The following is a 15,331-nucleotide window of genomic DNA, read 5'->3' as shown; positions in this document are numbered from 1 at the left end:
TACGCCCCGCCGCCCCCGGTCACAAGTCCGCGGCCCGCAGGGCCTTGTTCCCCCACCCGCGGTTCCCCGCCCGCCGCGGTTCCCCGCCCGCGTGGCGGGCGCCCCCGGACGGGCGGTCAGGGGCTCAGGGCCAGACCAGGCAGTAGGGCTGATGCCCCGCCTCATGCAACCGATGCGAGAAGTCCTGCCATTCGTGCAGGAGTTGGTAGACGTTGAAGGCGTCGCGCGGGCCGCCGCGGTCCGGGACGGTGGACCAGATGAAGGCGGCAGCGCCGACCGACTCCTCGCCGACGCCGCGCAGCGGGTCGACGACCGTCATGGGGAGCTTCACCACCGCGTAGTCGGGGTGGAGGACGACGAGTTCCAGGGGCGGGACCTTGTGCAGCGGTATGCCCTGGATGCCGGTGAGGACCATCGCGGCCATCGTCTCCGGCTTGATCTTGGTGAACATGCCGCCCATGCCCAGCTCGTCACCGCCGAGCTCCTCGGGGCGCATGGTCACGGGCACCCGGGCAGCGGTCGCGCCGTCCGGGGCACCGAAGTACTTGTAGGTCACCCCCACACGGCCACTTCCGTTCCCCGCCCCTGCGCCGTCCCCGACCCGGTCGATCCGGTCCTGGGCGTCGCGTCGCCGGTGCCGTCCCCGACGGTGGGCGCGCTCGGGACCCCGGTCATCGGTCCCTTCGCCCAGTCCGCCACCGCGATGCATATCCTTCACCCGACTGCTTGTAGCCCGACTGCTTTGTAGATGGCACGGCCCCCACCGCGCAACCCGATCATCCGCCGATGCAACTCGATCATCTGCGGATCATCGTGTCATTGACCTCCCCCGCGCGGGTGCGGTGAAACACCAGTCCGCAAGATCGCCCGGCCCTCTGCCACCATGGCGTGTGTGAGCTATCCGTACGAATACGACGCCCCAGTTTCGCAGAACCTCTTCGACCGCGCGTCCGCCGTGACGCCCGGCGGCGTGAACTCCCCCGTCCGTGCCTTCCGGGCCGTGGGCGGTACGCCCCGGTTCATGGTGTCCGGTGCGGGTCCGTACCTGACCGACGCCGACGGCCGCGAGTACGTCGACCTGGTGTGCTCGTGGGGCCCGATGATCCTCGGGCACGCGCACCCCGAGGTCATCGCCGCCGTGCAGGAGGCCGTCGCCCGTGGCACCTCCTTCGGCACGCCCGGCGAGGGCGAGGTCGCGCTCGCCGAGGAGATCGTGGCCCGGATCGAGCCGGTCGAGCAGGTCCGCCTGGTGTCCTCCGGCACCGAGGCGACCATGTCCGCGATCCGCCTGGCGCGCGGCTTCACCGGCCGGGCCAAGGTCATCAAGTTCGCCGGCTGCTACCACGGCCATGTGGACGCGCTGCTGGCCGCCGCCGGTTCCGGGGTCGCCACGTTCGGCCTCCCCGACACCCCCGGGGTGACCGGCGCGCAGGCCGGTGACACGATCGTGCTGCCGTACAACGATCTTGACGCTGTGCACGCGGCGTTCCACGCCAACCCGGGCGAGATCGCCTGTGTGATCACCGAGGCCTCGCCCGGCAACATGGGTGTCGTCCCGCCGGCGGACGGCTTCAACGCGGGCCTGAAGGCGGCCTGCGCCAAGAACGGCGCGCTGTACATCTCCGACGAGGTGATGACCGGGTTCCGTACGTCCAAGGCGGGCTGGTTCGGAGTCGACGGCGTAGTGCCGGACCTCATGACGTTCGGCAAGGTCATGGGCGGCGGCTTCCCGGCCGCGGCGTTCGGCGGCCGCGCCGACGTCATGGGGCACCTCGCCCCGGCCGGCCCCGTCTACCAGGCGGGCACGCTCTCCGGGAACCCGATCGCGACCGCCGCCGGCCTGGCCCAGCTGCGGCTGCTCGACGACGCCGCGTACGCCAAGGTCGACGCCGTCTCCCGCGAGATCCAGGCGCTGGTGACCGGCGCGCTCAGCAAGGAGGGCGTGGCCCACCGGCTGCAGACCGCGAGCAACATGTTCTCGGTCTTCTTCACGGCCGACGAGGTCCGCGACTACGACGACGCGAAGAAGCAGGAAGCGTTCCGCTTCAACGGGTTCTTCCACTCGATGCTGTCGCAGGGCGTCTACCTGCCGCCCTCGGCGTTCGAGTCCTGGTTCGTGTCGACCGCCCACGACGAGCGAGCGATCGAGCGCATCGCGGCCGCGCTGCCCGCCGCCGCCCGTGCCGCAGCGGAGGCCACCGCATGAGCGAGACCGGCAACAGCGACCTCACCGTCGTGCACCTGATGCGCCACGGCGAGGTGCACAACCCGGACGGGGTGCTCTACGGGCGCCGCTCCGGCTACCACCTGTCCGACCTCGGCCGGCAGATGGCCGACCGGGTCGCCGAGCACCTGGCGGGCCGCGACATCACCCATGTCGTCGCCTCCCCCCTGGAGCGCGCCCAGGAGACGGCGAGCCCGATCGCCAAGACGCACGGCCTGGACCTCGCCACCGACCCGCGGCTCATCGAGGCGGGCAACGTCTTCGAGGGCAAGACCTTCGGGGTCGGCGACGGCGCGCTGCGCAAGCCCGCCAACTGGAAGCACCTGACGAACCCGTTCCGCCCGTCCTGGGGCGAGCCGTACGTCGAGCAGGTCGTACGGATGATGGGCGCGCTCGAAGCGGCGCGCGATGCGGCTCGGGGGCACGAGGCGGTGTGCGTCAGCCACCAACTGCCGATCTGGATCGTGCGCAGCTTCGTCGAGAAGCGGCGGCTCTGGCACGACCCGCGCAAGCGGCAGTGCACGCTGGCCTCGCTGACCAGCTTCACCTATCAGGGCGACCGGATCGTGTCCGTGGGCTACAGCGAGCCCGCCCGCGATCTCGTACCGGCGCATCTGCTGGCCGGTGCCAAGCCGGTCAAGGGCAAGTCGAAGGCCTTCGGCGCCTGACGTGTCCGGCCGGCCGGATCCCCCCGGCCGGCCAGCCGGCCCGCGCCGGCAACCCGGACCGGCCGGCCGGCCCCCCCCCGCCTTTCCACCGCGCACCCCTCACCTCGTACGGTTTACGAAGATTTGTGCGAGCTGTGGGGAACCATCCCTGTTTCACCCGGCATCTCACAGATTGCCCAACTGCGGTGACGTACTTGGGCTTCGAGGACGACGAGACGACGGTGCACGCGATGGGAACGGACGGGCTTATGCGGGAGATCGGCCGGAACTTCAGCCGAAGGGGCATGCTGGGACTGGGTCTGGGGGCCGCGGCTGCGGCTGGGCTCACCGGCTGCGGCACTTCGGGCGGTAGCGGATCGAGCGGCAAGGGCGGCGACGACGCGGCCGCCAAGAAGGCCGACGCGAAACTGATAGGTGACGGTTCCACTTCGGACACCGGCAAGCAGCCGCACCAGCCCGACAAGCCCGTCCCGCTCGAACCCGGCCAGACCCCGCCCCAGTTCGTCATCTTCTCGTGGGACGGCGCCGGCGAGGTCGGCAACGGCCTCTTCCCGCGCTTCCTCCAGCTCGCCAAGGACCACGGCGCGGGCATGACGTTCTTCCTCTCCGGCCTCTACCTGCTGCCCGAGGCCAAGAAGCGGCTCTACCAGCCGCCGAACAACCCGGTCGGCGCCTCCGACATCGGCTACCTCTCCGACCCGCACATCAAGGAGACGCTGAAGTACGTCCGCCAGGCGTGGACCGACGGCCATGAGATAGGCACCCACTTCAACGGCCACTTCTGCTCCGGACGCGGCACCGTGGAGCACTGGACCGCGGCCCAGTGGCAGAGCGAGATAGACCAGGCGATCGACTTCGTCACCAAGTGGAAGACCAACACCGGCTGGACGGACGAGGACCCGCTGCCGTTCGACTACAAGCGCGAGCTCACCGGCGGCCGCACGCCCTGCCTGCTCGGCCAGGACAACCTGCTGCCCACCGCACAGAAGCTGGGCTGGCGCTACGACGCCTCCTCGCCCGGCGGCACCCAGGTGTGGCCGGTCAAGCGGCACGGCCTGTGGGACCTGCCGCTCCAGCAAATACCCTTCCCCGGGCATTCGTTCCAGGTCCTGTCGATGGACTACAACATCCTCGCCAACCAGTCGAAGAATTCGACCAAGGCGCCGCCGGCCAACTATCCCGGCTGGCGCAAGCAGGCCACCGAGGCGTATCTCGCCGGATTCAAGCGCGCCTATGAAACAAATCGCGCGCCGTTCTACATCGGAAACCACTTCGAGCAGTGGAACGGCGGCATCTACATGGACGCCGTCGAAGAGGCCTTCAAGGGCATCGTGGCGCAGCGGGACGAGAAGAAGGATGTGAGGCTCGTCTCCTTCAAGCAGTACGTCGACTGGCTCGACGTCCAGGACCCGAAGGTGCTCGCCAAGCTCCGTACGCTCAACGTGGGAGAGGCCCCCGCCGGTGGCTGGAACGCGTTCATGAAGACCGTTTAAGCCTTCCTGACAAGGGGCTTTACGGGCACTCAGGGGGGCGCGGAAGATCCCCGGAACCGCCATGCGAAACTTTTCACATGTCCGTGAGTCCTGCCTTCCGACGCCGTCGCACCCTGACGCTGGCCGCGGCTGCCGCGGCCGCCGGTGCGCTGACCCTGACGGCCTGCGGTTCCGGTGGTACGTCCGGTGGTTCCGGTGACACCAAGTTCGTCACCGGTACCGGCGGCATCGCCACCGTCGCCAAGGGCGACCGCCAGAACGCCCCGGAGCTCTCCGGTGAGACCGTCGACGGCAAACAGCTCGACGTCGCCTCCCTCAAGGGCAAGATCGTCGTGCTGAATGTGTGGGGCTCGTGGTGTGCGCCCTGCCGTGCCGAGGCGCCGTATCTGGCCAAGGTCTCCAAGGAGACGAAGGCCAAGGGCGTCGAGTTCGTCGGGATCAATACCCGCGACACCGACAAGGGCCCGGCGCAGCAGTTCGAGAAGGAATTCGGGGTCGACTATTCGAGCCTGTACGACCCGATCGGCAAGCTCATTCTGCGTTTCCCGAAGGGCAGCCTGAATCCGCAGGCCATTCCGTCGACGATCGTTCTCGACCGGAACGGAAAGATCGCCGCACGCGCCCTGATGGCGCTCGACGACACAAAGCTGCACCAGATGATCGACCCGCTGATCGCGGAGAAGTGATCGCGTGATGGCACTGGCCGCCGTCGGCGGAATGAATGAGACGGTCTTCAGCGGGGCCCTTCTGGTGGCCCTGCCGGTCGCCGTACTCGGCGGCCTCGTCTCGTTCTTCTCGCCCTGCGTACTGCCGCTGGTCCCCGGCTACCTCTCGTACGTCACCGGAGTCACCGGCACCGATCTGGCCGAGGCGCGGCGCGGCCGCATGGTCGCGGGCGCAAGTCTGTTCGTGCTCGGCTTCACCGCGGTCTTCGTTTCCGGCGGCGCGCTGTTCGGCTACTTCGGCAGGAACCTCCAGGAGTACGGCGACACGCTCTCCAAGGTCCTCGGCGTCCTGATGATCCTGATGGGCGTCTTCTTCATGGGCCTGATGCCGTGGATGACGCAGCGCGAATTCCGCGTCCACAAGCGGCCGGTGACGGGTCTGGCGGGAGCGCCGCTGCTCGGCGCGCTGTTCGGCATCGGCTGGACGCCGTGCCTGGGCCCGACGCTCACCTCGGTGAACGCGCTGGCGATGGACCAGGCGAGCGCCGGCCGCGGGGCGATACTGACGGTCGCGTACTGTCTCGGCCTCGGGCTGCCGTTCGTGCTCGCGGCGGTCGCCTTCCGCAAGGCGCTCGGCGCCTTCGGCTGGGTCAAGAAGCACTACGTATGGGTGATGCGGATCGGCGGCGGCATGATGATCGTGACCGGTGTGCTGCTGCTGACCGGGGCTTGGGCGGAGCTCGTCCAGCAGGTACAGGGCTGGTCCCAAGGCTTTCAGGTGGGTGTCTGACGCATGAGCAAGACCGAATCGACTCCGGAGCCCGACCTCGGCGAGGCCGGGGCACAGCTCTCCACCGCCCCCACCGAGGAACGCTCCAACGGCCCCGTCGGCATCGGCGTCCTCGGCTGGATCCGCTGGTTCTGGCGGCAGCTGACCTCGATGCGGGTCGCGCTGATCCTGCTCTTCCTGCTGTCGCTCGGCGCCATCCCCGGCTCGCTGATCCCGCAGACCAGCGTCGACGAGATGAAGGTCGCCGACTTCCAGAAGCGGCACGACACCCTCACGCCGATTTACGAGAAGCTCGGCCTCTTCCACGTCTACAGCTCGGTGTGGTTCTCCGCGATCTACATCCTGCTGTTCGTCTCGCTCATCGGCTGCATCGTGCCGCGCACCTGGCAGTTCGTCGGCCAGCTGCGCGGACAGCCGCCGGCCGCGCCCGGCCGCCTGACCCGGCTGCCCGCGTACACGACCTGGCGCACCGACGCCGAGCCCGAGCAGGTCCGCGAGGCCGCGCTCGCCATGCTCAAGAAGCGTCGCTTCCGCGCCCGGATCAGCTCGGACGCCGTCGCCGCCGAGAAGGGCTATCTGCGCGAGGCCGGCAACCTGATCTTCCACGTCTCGCTGATCGTGATCCTGGTGGCGTTCGCCACCGGCCAGCTCTTCAAGTCCGAGGGCGGCAAGCTGATCGTCCAGGGCGACGGGTTCTCCAACACGCTCACCCAGTACGACGACTTCAGGTCGGGCTCGCTGTTCGACACCGAGGACCTGGCGCCGTTCAGCTTCACGCTTGACCGGTTCGACGCGTCGTACGAGCGCAGCGGGCCCGAGCTGGGCACGGCTCGCGAGTTCAAGGCGCACCTCACCTACTCCGAGGGCGCCGACGGCAAGCCGCAGCAGAAGGTCGTCGAGGTCAACAAGCCGCTCGTCGTCGACGGTTCCAAGGTCTACCTGCTCTCGCACGGCTACGCGCCGACGGTCACCGTCAAGGACGGCCAGGGCAAGGTCGTCTTCCAGGGCTCGGTCCCGCTGCTGCCGATGGACAACAACCTCACGTCCAGCGGCGCCATCAAGGTGCTCGACGGCTACCGCGACGCCAAGGGGAACAAGGACCAGCTCGGTTTCGCCGCGTTCTTCGTGCCGACCTTCGGCGGCAAGGGCACCGGCGCGACCCAGATGTTCTCGAAGTTCCCCGCGCCCGACTTCCCGGTGCTCAACATCGGCGCCTACCACGGCGACCTCGGCCTCAACTCGGGCCTGCCGAAGAACGTGTACCAGCTGGACACCAGCAGCCGTTCCATCAAGCCCTTCAAGGACGCCCAGGGCAACATCCTGAAGAAGCTGCTGCTGCCGGGCGAGACCCTTCAACTGCCCGACGGCGCCGGGTCGATCACCTTCGACAAGGGCCCCATCAAGCAGTGGGCGAGCTTCCAGATCTCCCACCAGCCGGCCAACGGTCTCGCCCTCACCGGCGCGATCGGGGCCATCGCCGGCCTCGCCGGCTCGCTGTTCATCCAGCGGCGCCGGGTCTGGGTCCGGGCCGTCCGAGGCGATGACGGAGTGACCGTCGTCGAGATGGCCGGGCTCGGCCGCAGCGAGTCCGCGAAGCTTCCCGAGGAGCTGGCCGATCTCGCGGTCACGCTCATCCCACAGGCGCCGACCGCGCCGGATCCCGAACCCGAACCCTCAGTTGTTCCTGCCGAAGGGGCTGAGAAGTGAATCTCGCCGCCACCACCAATGAGAGCCTGGCGCACACCAGCAACTACCTCATCTACTCGTCGATGGCCGTGTACCTGCTGGCCTTCTTCGCCAACATGGCCGAGTGGCTCTTCGGCACCCGCAGCAAGGTCGCCCGCACGGCGGCCGCGCTGACCGGCGCCGGTCAGCAGGCCAAGGACGCGGGCACCGTCAAGGTCGAGGTCGCCACCAAGAACGGCGGCACCGCCGTCCTGGAGCGGCCCAAGGTCGTGACCCGGTCGGCCGCCGGAACCCGCGACGTGCCGGACGGCCCCGGTGCCTCCGGCGGCGACGAGAAGGGCGACCTCTACGGGCGCATCGCCGTCTCCCTCACGGTGCTCGCCTTCCTCATCGAGTTCTCCGGTGTGCTGACCCGCGCGCTGTCCGTGCAGCGGGCGCCGTGGGGCAACATGTACGAGTTCAACCTGACCTTCTCCACGGTCGCGGTCGGCGTGTACCTGACGCTGCTTGCCCTGAAGAAGAACGTCGGCTGGCTCGGCCTCCCGCTGGTCACCACGGTCCTGCTCGACCTGGGCCTCGCGGTCACGGTGCTCTACACCGCCAGCGACCAGCTGGTCCCGGCGCTGCACTCGTACTGGCTGTGGATCCACGTCTCCACCGCGATCTTCTGCGGCGCGGTCTTCTACGTCGGTGCGGTCGCCACGATCCTGTACCTCTTCCGCGACCGGTACGAGGCCAAGCTCGCCGAGGGAGGCAAGCCGGGTGCCTTCGCGACGTCCGTCCTGGAGCGGCTGCCGGCCGCGTCCACCCTGGACAAGTTCGCCTACCGCGTGAACGCGGCGGTCTTCCCGCTGTGGACGTTCACGATCATCGCGGGCGCGATCTGGGCGGGCGACGCCTGGGGCCGCTACTGGGGCTGGGACCCGAAGGAGACCTGGTCCTTCATCACCTGGGTCGCGTACGCCTGCTACCTGCACGCCCGCGCCACGGCCGGCTGGAAGGGCCGCAAGGCGGCGACGCTGGCGCTGATCGCGTTCGGGTGCTGGCTGTTCAACTACTACGGCGTGAACATCTTCGTGAACGGCAAGCACTCCTACGCGGGCGTCTGACCGGTACGGGATCACCCAGTACTGGGGCGGGCCTCCTGGGGCTCCGCCCCAGACCCCGGGGAGTTCGCCCCACCCCGCCCCTTCCCGCAACCCTCCGGGGGAGAGTTCACCTGCTGCGGACCGTGCGTGGCTGGTCGCGCAGTTCCCCGCGCCCCTAAAAGCCCCGGCAACGCACCCCGCGCGGCGAGGAGGGCTACGCCTCTTCGCCCAAGTCGCGCCGCTTCCGGTCCTCCAGGGACGCCAGGAACGCGGGGTTGTCATCCGGCGCCGTCCAGCGGGCCGGCCCGCGGCGGACCTTGCCGGCGACGAGCCAGGCGACCGGGCCGACCAAGACTTCCCCGAACAGCAGCACGATGATGATCCACACCACCTTGGGGAGGCCCTTGACCTCCGCCTCCGGGGTGTTGAGACAGTCGATGAACGCGTAGATCCACAGCGCCAGGACCAGCAGGAACGGCAGATACCTGAGCATGGTTGGAGGGTCCCCCCGGGAACGGTTGCGGGCCGTGCCTCGGCCCCGGTGACCCGGCCAGGGTATCGGGTGCCCGATACTTGACCCCATGGCTTATGACGATCTCCGATCGCTGCTCAGGGCGCTGGAGCGCGAGGGCGACCTCAAGCGCATCAAGGCCGAGGTCGACCCGTATCTCGAAGTCGGCGAGATCGTCGACCGGGTCAACAAGGCCGGCGGCCCCGCCCTCCTCTTCGAGAACGTCAAGGGCGCGTCCATGCCCCTGGCCATGAACGTGTACGGCACCGACCGCCGCCTGCTCAAGGCGCTCGGCCTCAAGTCGTACGAGGAGATCAGCGACAAGATCGGCGGGCTGCTCAAGCCGGAGCTGCCGCAGGGCTTCGTCGGCATCCGCGAGGCCTTCGGCAAGCTCGGCTCGATGGTGCACGTGCCGCCGAAGAAGGTGAAGCAGGAGGCCGCGCCCGTCCAGGAAGTCGTCCTGACCGGCGACGACGTCGACCTCGACCAGCTGCCCGCGCTCTTCACCTGGCCCGAGGACGGCGGCTCGTTCTTCAACCTGGGCCTCACCCACACCAAGCACCCCGAGACGGGCGTGCGCAACCTCGGCCTCTACCGCCTCCAGCGCCACGACAAGCGCACCATCGGCATGCACTGGCAGATCCACAAGGACAGCCGCAACCACTACGCCGTCGCTGCCAAGAAGGGTGAGCGGCTGCCGGTCGCGATCGCGTTCGGCTGCCCGCCGGCCGTCACGTACGCCTCGACCGCGCCGCTGCCGGGTGACATCGACGAGTACCTCTTCGCCGGGTTCATCCAGGGCAAGCGGATCGAGATGGTCGACTGCAAGACGGTGCCGCTGCAGGTCCCGGCCAACGCCGAGGTCGTCATCGAGGGCTGGCTGGAGCCGGGCGAGATGCTGCCGGAGGGCCCGTTCGGCGACCACACCGGGTTCTACACCCCGCAGGAACCGTTCCCCGCGCTGACGATCGACTGCGTGACGATGCGCAGGCGTCCGCTGCTCCAGTCCATCGTGGTCGGCCGGCCGCCGACGGAGGACGGCCCCCTCGGCCGCGCCACCGAGCGGTTCTTCCTGCCGCTCCTCAAGATCATCGTGCCGGACATCGTGGACTACCACCTGCCGGAGTCGGGCGGCTTCCACAACTGTGCGATCGTCTCGATCGACAAGAAGTACCCCAAGCACGCGCAGAAGGTCATGCACGCGATCTGGGGCGCGCACATGATGTCGCTCACCAAACTGATCGTGATCGTGGACGCCGACTGCGACGTCCACAACCTGCACGAAGTGTCCTGGCGGGCCTTCGGGAACACCGACTACGCCCGCGACCTGACCGTCGTCGAAGGCCCGGTCGACCACCTCGACCACGCTTCCTACCAGCAGTTCTGGGGCGGCAAGGCGGGCATCGACGCGACCGCGAAGTGGCCCGAGGAGGGCTACACGCGCGACGGCGGCTGGCCCGCCATGGTCGAGTCGGACCCGGATACGGCGGCGAAGGTCGACCGCCGCTGGAAGGAGTACGGACTCTAGTGAGCGCCTCAGCCGCAGCAGTCCCGCAGCCGGGCCGCACCAAAGCCTTCCTGCGCCTGGTCATGATCGAGCACTCGGTCTTCGCGCTGCCCTTCGCCTACACCGCCGCGCTGACCGCGATGTTCCAGCTCGACGGCAACATCCACTGGGGGCGGCTGCTCCTGGTCACCGTCGCCATGGTGGGCCTGCGTACGTTCGCGATGGCCTGCAACCGGATCATCGACCGGGAGATCGACGCCCGTAACCCGCGCACAGCGGGTCGCGAGCTGGTCACCGGCGCGGTCTCGGTGCGCTCCGCCTGGACGGGCGCGCTCATCGCCCTCGTCGTCTTCCTCGGCGCGGCCGCCGCCCTCAATCCGCTGTGCCTGGCGCTCGCGCCGGTCGCGGTGATCCCGATGGTGGTCTATCCGTACGGGAAGCGGTTCACCAACTTCCCGCAGGCCATCCTCGGCCTCGCGCAGGCGATGGGCCCGGTCGGCGCCTGGATCGCGATCACGGGCTCGTGGTCGTGGGACGCGGTGATCCTGGGCCTCGCCATCGGCATCTGGATCGGCGGCTTCGACCTGATCTACGCCTGCCAGGACGTCGAGGCCGACCGCGGCCACGGCGTGAAGTCGGTGCCGGCCCGCTTCGGCATCCCGGCCGCGATCCACGGCGCGCGCGGCTGCCACTCCGTGACGATGGCCCTGCTCGTCTGGTACGCCCTCGCGACCGGCGCCGGGTTCTTCTTCTGGCTGGGTCTGCTCATCGTGCTCGCGGCGTTCCTCTACGAGCACACCCTGGTCAAGCCGCACGACCTGTCCCGCCTCAACCGGGCGTTCTTCCAGGTCAACGGCTTCATCGGGATCGCCCTGTTCCTCTGCGCGCTGATCGATCTGCTGGTGCGGGGCCTGACGCTCTGACACCTGGCCGGGCCCTGCCCGCGGGCCGCCGGATAGGCTCGGACACGTGGAGCACGTGAACGTACACAGTCAGCAGCGCACGCCATGGGTCGTCGGCGTGTCGGGTGCCTCGGGGACGCCGTACGCGGCGGCGGTGCTGCGCGCGCTGCTCGCGGCCGGGGAGAGCGTGGACCTGGTGGTGTCGCGGGCCTCGCGCCTGACGCTGCTCGACGAGACCGGCATCGCGTTCCGCGACGCGCACTGGCAGGACGACCTGCGTACGTGGCTGGCGCGGGGCGCGGACGGCAAGCCGGATGCCTTCGCGGCGCCTGACGTGTCGGACGTACGGCACTGGGCGGCCGGGGACCTGGCGGCCGGGCCCTCGTCGGGCTCGTACTCCGTGAAGGGGATGCTGATCGTGCCGGCGTCGACGGCCTGTGTGGCCGGGGTGGCGCTGGGGCTTTCGAAGGACCTGTTGCAGCGGGCCGCGAGCGTGACGCTCAAGGAGCGGCGGAAGCTGGTGGTCGCGGTGCGCGAGACGCCGCTGAACGGACAGACACTCAAGCACCTGGTGACGCTGGACGAGGCGGGCGCAGTGGTGCTGCCCGCCTCTCCGGCGTTCTACGCGGGGGCGACGCACATCCAGGATCTGGTGGACTTCGTCGCGGGGCGCGTACTGGATGCGGCAGGGGTGCCGCACGGCCTGTACCGCCGTTGGGAGGGAGAGCTCGGATCGGGATCCCCCCTGGTCGACCGGGGTCGAGACCTTGGGGGAGGCTCTCGCGGGAACTAGCGCTTCTTGGCGGCGCGCTTGGGGGCGCGGAGCTTCGTCGCGGACGGCTGGTGGGCACGGGACCGGTTGGCCAGGTCCTGAAGCTCGCGCATCCGGGCGTAGGCCATCTCGATCGTGTACACGGTGACAACTCCTGAAAGATCGTCTTTGATCTGCTGGAAATTCATGCAAGCAGCTGAATGATTCGCAGGGTGTCATCCCTGCATGCCTTAGATTCTACACGTAAACTCGCGGTATCGCTGAACAATGGAAGGCTTCAGGCATATGGACGCCGTCGATAGGCAGCTCATCCAGGCACTGCGCGAGAACGGCAGGGCCTCGTACGCGGAGCTGGGCCGGCTCGTCGGGCTCTCCGGCCCCAGCGTCACCGACCGCATCAACCGGCTGGAGGCCGCCGGTGTCATCACCGGATACCGCGCCACCGTGGACGCGGCCTCGCTCGGCCTCGGCGTCACGGCGCTGATCGGCATCTCGCTCTCCGACGCCGCCGACCACGAGGACGTGGCCCGGCGCCTGCGCGACCTCGCCGAGATCGAGGACTGCTGGTTCATCGCGGGCGACGACTCGTACATGCTCAAGATCCGGGCCGGTGACGTGGACGGCCTGGAGAAGACGATCCGCCGCCTCGGCTCGACCAAGGGCGTCTCGCGCACCCGCACCACGATCGTGCTCTCCACCAAGTGGGAGAACCGGGTCGGGGAACTTCCCGAGTAGGGCGGGGCGTACCTTTGGTGGAGCCTGAAAGACACACGTATGGGAGGCGGCCTTGATGGACGCGGGACTCAAGCGCGAGCTGGAGCAGAAGGTCCGGGCCGGTGAGCGGCTCAGCCGCGAGGACGGCATCGCGCTCTACGCGTCGGACGATCTGGCCTGGCTCGGCGGGCTCGCCCACGAGGTGCGCACGCGCAAGAACGGCGACGTCGTCCACTTCAACGTGAACCGTCACCTGAACATGACGAACGTGTGCACGGCGTCGTGCGCGTACTGCTCGTTCCAGCGCAAGCCGGGCGAGAAGGACGCGTACACGATGCGCATCGAGGAGGCCGTCCGCCTCGCCAAGGCGATGGAGAACGACAACCTCACCGAGCTGCACATCGTCAACGGGCTCCACCCGACGCTCCCTTGGCGCTACTACCCGCGCTCGCTCAAGGCCCTCAAGGAGGCGCTGCCGAACGTCGGCCTGAAGGCGTTCACGGCGACGGAGATCCACCACTTCGAGACGATCTCCGGGCTCAGCGCCTCCGAGATCCTCGACGAGCTGATCGACGCCGGCCTGGAATCGCTGACCGGCGGCGGCGCGGAGATCTTCGACTGGGAGGTCCGCCAGCACATCGTGGACCACCGCACGCACTGGGAAGACTGGTCGCGCATCCACCGCCTGGCCCACGAGAAGGGGCTCAAGACCCCCTCGACCATGCTGTACGGGCACATCGAGGAGCCGCGTCACCGCGTCGACCACGTGCTGCGCCTTCGCGAGCTCCAGGACGAGACCGGCGGCTTCCAGGTCTTCATCCCGCTGCGCTACCAGCACGACTTCGTGGACATGCAGGACGGCAAGGTCCGCAACAAGCTCCAGGCGCGTACGACGATGGCGACGGGCGCCGAGTCGCTCAAGACGTTCGCCGTCTCCCGCCTGCTGTTCGACAACGTGCCGCACGTGAAGTGCTTCTGGGTCATGCACGGCCTGCAGACCACCCAGCTCGCCCTCCAGCACGGCGCGGACGACATGGACGGCTCGGTCGTCGAGTACAAGATCACGCACGACGCGGACAACTACGGCACGCCGAACAAGCTGACCCGGGACGACCTGCTCGACCTCATCCGCGAGGCCGGCTTCCGCCCCGTCGAGCGGAACACGCGGTACGAGATCATCCGCGAGTACCCGGGCCCGGACACGGAGCTGCGCGAGACGCCGCAGGCCATGCGCTTCTGAGAGGGCCCTGCTCCATGGCGCTCACTTTTCAGCTCGACCCGCCGGTCACGCCCGTCCTGCGCGACGGGCTGCTCGGCCTGTGGACCGAGGTGTCCAACGCGGACGGGGCCGTCGGGTTCGTCCCGCCGGTCTCCGCCGAGGACGTACGGCCCGAACTGGTCAAGCACTTCGTGGCGATGGCCGAGGGGCGGATGCGGCTGCTCGTCGGGTTCGACGAGGCCGGGCGGGTCGCCGCCACCGCGTTCATCGCGTACAACACGCACCGCCTCATGACGCACTGGGTGTGGCTGTACACGGTCATGGTGCACCCCGCGCACCAGGGCAAGGGGTACGGCCGCGACCTGATGGCGGCGACCGCGGACGCGGTGCGGGGCCTCGACGGCATCGAGGCGATCCGGCTCACCTGCCGGGGCGGCACCGGCGTCGACCGGTTCTACGGCTCGTGCGGCTACAAGGAGGTCGGGCGGGTGCCCGGCGCGATCCGGGTCGCGAACGGCGACGACCGGGACGACATCATCATGCTGCTGCCGCTGACCTGAGCGGGCCCTGGGGCGTGCTGCCCGCCCCGGGGAGCCGCGCCCGCTGAACTGATCCATTTGCGGGCGTGCTTCACTAGTCGGGCAGGGGCCACCGTAGAGAGAAGGTCAGTAGTGAACGCCGCAAAGCCGAGCGCCACCATCTGGTACACCATGCTGCGCGTGGGGATCTTCATCGGCAGCCTGGTCTTCGTCGGCCTGCTGGTCCAGTTCGGCGTGCTGCCGAAGGGGCTCGGCCACTCCAACTTCATCTGGGTGATCCTGCTCGCCCTCGTGATCTCCGCGCCGCTGAGCTTCGTACTCCTGCGCAAGCAGCGCGACGCGATGTCCGTCCAGCTCGTCAACAAGGTGGAGAACGCCAAGGCGAAGCTGGAGGCGAACCGGTCGCAGGAGGACGGTCTCGTCCAGTAGGCGATCCGCGTCAGGTAGTTCACACGCTTGGACGGCCCGGTCCCGAAGCTCACGGCTTCGGGACCGGGCCGCCGCTGTTTCCAGCCCAGTTGGAGTGGCTTCCGGTCGACCCGGGAGTACTCGG

The 15,331-nt window shown here is 68.9% G+C and carries 17 protein-coding genes; 14 read left to right on the top strand and 3 right to left on the bottom strand.

The window, feature by feature from the left end:
* Positions 1 to 124 precede the first annotated feature (124 nt).
* Positions 125 to 709: a hypothetical protein gene (locus ADK54_RS29685; RefSeq protein WP_078966732.1), complete on the bottom strand. Its 585-nt coding sequence runs from the start codon at positions 707 to 709 to the stop codon at positions 125 to 127.
* Between the two features lie 174 nt (positions 710 to 883).
* Between ADK54_RS29685 and hemL the strand changes: the two genes are divergently transcribed.
* The 7 genes from hemL to ccsB all read left to right on the top strand — a co-directional run bounded on the left by hemL (position 884) and on the right by ccsB (position 8,635).
* Positions 884 to 2,206 (top strand): glutamate-1-semialdehyde 2,1-aminomutase, encoded by a 1,323-nt coding sequence (gene hemL, locus ADK54_RS29680; protein ID WP_053728826.1) that lies wholly within the window; start codon positions 884 to 886, stop codon positions 2,204 to 2,206.
* Positions 2,203 to 2,892: a histidine phosphatase family protein gene (locus ADK54_RS29675; protein ID WP_053728825.1), complete on the top strand. Its 690-nt coding sequence runs from the start codon at positions 2,203 to 2,205 to the stop codon at positions 2,890 to 2,892. Before hemL ends, ADK54_RS29675 begins: the two co-directional genes overlap by 4 nt.
* A 248-nt stretch (positions 2,893 to 3,140) precedes the next feature.
* Complete coding sequence (locus ADK54_RS29670; RefSeq protein ID WP_053728857.1) at positions 3,141 to 4,385, top strand: hypothetical protein; 1,245 nt, start codon at positions 3,141 to 3,143, stop codon at positions 4,383 to 4,385.
* Between the two features lie 77 nt (positions 4,386 to 4,462).
* The gene (locus ADK54_RS29665; protein ID WP_053728824.1) at positions 4,463 to 5,071 is read left to right on the top strand and encodes a TlpA family protein disulfide reductase; all 609 of its coding nucleotides are present in this window, start codon (positions 4,463 to 4,465) and stop codon (positions 5,069 to 5,071) included.
* A 31-nt stretch (positions 5,072 to 5,102) separates the two neighbouring features.
* Entirely contained in the window at positions 5,103 to 5,840 is a 738-nt protein-coding gene (locus ADK54_RS29660; RefSeq protein ID WP_078966737.1) for a cytochrome c biogenesis CcdA family protein, read from the top strand.
* A gap of 3 nt (positions 5,841 to 5,843) precedes the next feature.
* Positions 5,844 to 7,547, top strand: coding sequence for a cytochrome c biogenesis protein ResB (gene resB / locus ADK54_RS29655; protein WP_053728822.1), 1,704 nt, complete (start codon positions 5,844 to 5,846; stop codon positions 7,545 to 7,547).
* A complete protein-coding gene (gene ccsB, locus ADK54_RS29650; RefSeq protein WP_053728821.1) occupies positions 7,544 to 8,635 on the top strand; it encodes a c-type cytochrome biogenesis protein CcsB in 1,092 nt (363 codons plus the stop codon). The genes resB and ccsB overlap by 4 nt, the downstream gene beginning before the upstream one ends.
* Before the next feature lie 193 nt (positions 8,636 to 8,828).
* Here ccsB and ADK54_RS29645 read toward each other — a convergent pair whose 3' ends face one another.
* Positions 8,829 to 9,107: a PLD nuclease N-terminal domain-containing protein gene (locus tag ADK54_RS29645; RefSeq protein ID WP_053728820.1), complete on the bottom strand. Its 279-nt coding sequence runs from the start codon at positions 9,105 to 9,107 to the stop codon at positions 8,829 to 8,831.
* Between the two features lie 88 nt (positions 9,108 to 9,195).
* On the opposite strand from ADK54_RS29645, the gene ADK54_RS29640 reads away from it, so the two are divergent.
* Genes ADK54_RS29640 through ADK54_RS29630 form a run of 3 tightly spaced genes read left to right on the top strand, consistent with a single transcriptional unit; the run spans position 9,196 to position 12,327 of the window.
* Positions 9,196 to 10,653: a menaquinone biosynthesis decarboxylase gene (locus ADK54_RS29640; protein WP_053728819.1), complete on the top strand. Its 1,458-nt coding sequence runs from the start codon at positions 9,196 to 9,198 to the stop codon at positions 10,651 to 10,653.
* Entirely contained in the window at positions 10,653 to 11,555 is a 903-nt protein-coding gene (mqnP, locus tag ADK54_RS29635; RefSeq protein WP_053728818.1) for a menaquinone biosynthesis prenyltransferase MqnP, read from the top strand. Before ADK54_RS29640 ends, mqnP begins: the two co-directional genes overlap by 1 nt.
* Positions 11,556 to 11,601: 46 nt before the next feature.
* Entirely contained in the window at positions 11,602 to 12,327 is a 726-nt protein-coding gene (locus ADK54_RS29630) for a UbiX family flavin prenyltransferase (protein WP_199827056.1), read from the top strand.
* Here the strand turns inward: ADK54_RS29630 and ADK54_RS48365 are convergent.
* On the bottom strand, positions 12,324 to 12,449 hold the full coding sequence (locus ADK54_RS48365; RefSeq protein WP_267887050.1) for a hypothetical protein: 126 nt from the start codon (positions 12,447 to 12,449) through the stop codon (positions 12,324 to 12,326). The genes ADK54_RS29630 and ADK54_RS48365 overlap by 4 nt on opposite strands.
* A 142-nt stretch (positions 12,450 to 12,591) precedes the next feature.
* On the opposite strand from ADK54_RS48365, the gene ADK54_RS29625 reads away from it, so the two are divergent.
* From ADK54_RS29625 to ADK54_RS29610, 4 genes are all read left to right on the top strand, one after another.
* The gene (locus ADK54_RS29625) at positions 12,592 to 13,041 is read left to right on the top strand and encodes an Lrp/AsnC family transcriptional regulator (RefSeq protein ID WP_053728817.1); all 450 of its coding nucleotides are present in this window, start codon (positions 12,592 to 12,594) and stop codon (positions 13,039 to 13,041) included.
* Between the two features lie 55 nt (positions 13,042 to 13,096).
* Positions 13,097 to 14,260, top strand: coding sequence for an aminofutalosine synthase MqnE (mqnE, locus tag ADK54_RS29620; protein ID WP_053728816.1), 1,164 nt, complete (start codon positions 13,097 to 13,099; stop codon positions 14,258 to 14,260).
* 14 nt (positions 14,261 to 14,274) lie between these two features.
* Positions 14,275 to 14,799: a GNAT family N-acetyltransferase gene (locus ADK54_RS29615; RefSeq protein ID WP_053728815.1), complete on the top strand. Its 525-nt coding sequence runs from the start codon at positions 14,275 to 14,277 to the stop codon at positions 14,797 to 14,799.
* 111 nt (positions 14,800 to 14,910) lie between these two features.
* Positions 14,911 to 15,207, top strand: coding sequence for a DUF4229 domain-containing protein (locus tag ADK54_RS29610; RefSeq protein ID WP_053728814.1), 297 nt, complete (start codon positions 14,911 to 14,913; stop codon positions 15,205 to 15,207).
* Positions 15,208 to 15,331 lie beyond the last annotated feature (124 nt).

It is taken from the genome of Streptomyces sp. WM6378 (genome assembly GCF_001279695.1).
Lineage (GTDB): Bacteria > Actinomycetota > Actinomycetes > Streptomycetales > Streptomycetaceae > Streptomyces.
Note: the sequence above shows the minus strand (reverse complement) of the source record. Positions and strands in the feature narration are given on the sequence as shown.

Bases quoted from the DNA above. Each gene is read 5' to 3' on its own strand.
- ADK54_RS29685 (WP_078966732.1), bottom strand. From the start codon at position 709: ATGCATCGCGGTGGCGGACTGGGCGAAGGGACCGATGACCGGGGTCCC.
- mqnE (WP_053728816.1), top strand. From the start codon at position 13,097: ATGGACGCGGGACTCAAGCGCGAGCTGGAGCAGAAGGTCCGGGCCGGT.
- ADK54_RS29640 (WP_053728819.1), top strand. From the start codon at position 9,196: ATGGCTTATGACGATCTCCGATCGCTGCTCAGGGCGCTGGAGCGCGAG.
- ADK54_RS29660 (WP_078966737.1), top strand. From the start codon at position 5,103: ATGAATGAGACGGTCTTCAGCGGGGCCCTTCTGGTGGCCCTGCCGGTC.
- ADK54_RS29625 (WP_053728817.1), top strand. From the start codon at position 12,592: ATGGACGCCGTCGATAGGCAGCTCATCCAGGCACTGCGCGAGAACGGC.
- hemL (WP_053728826.1), top strand. From the start codon at position 884: ATGGCGTGTGTGAGCTATCCGTACGAATACGACGCCCCAGTTTCGCAG.
- ADK54_RS29675 (WP_053728825.1), top strand. From the start codon at position 2,203: ATGAGCGAGACCGGCAACAGCGACCTCACCGTCGTGCACCTGATGCGC.
- ADK54_RS29645 (WP_053728820.1), bottom strand. From the start codon at position 9,107: ATGCTCAGGTATCTGCCGTTCCTGCTGGTCCTGGCGCTGTGGATCTAC.
- ADK54_RS29615 (WP_053728815.1), top strand. From the start codon at position 14,275: ATGGCGCTCACTTTTCAGCTCGACCCGCCGGTCACGCCCGTCCTGCGC.
- resB (WP_053728822.1), top strand. From the start codon at position 5,844: ATGAGCAAGACCGAATCGACTCCGGAGCCCGACCTCGGCGAGGCCGGG.
- ADK54_RS29670 (WP_053728857.1), top strand. From the start codon at position 3,141: ATGCGGGAGATCGGCCGGAACTTCAGCCGAAGGGGCATGCTGGGACTG.
- ADK54_RS29665 (WP_053728824.1), top strand. From the start codon at position 4,463: ATGTCCGTGAGTCCTGCCTTCCGACGCCGTCGCACCCTGACGCTGGCC.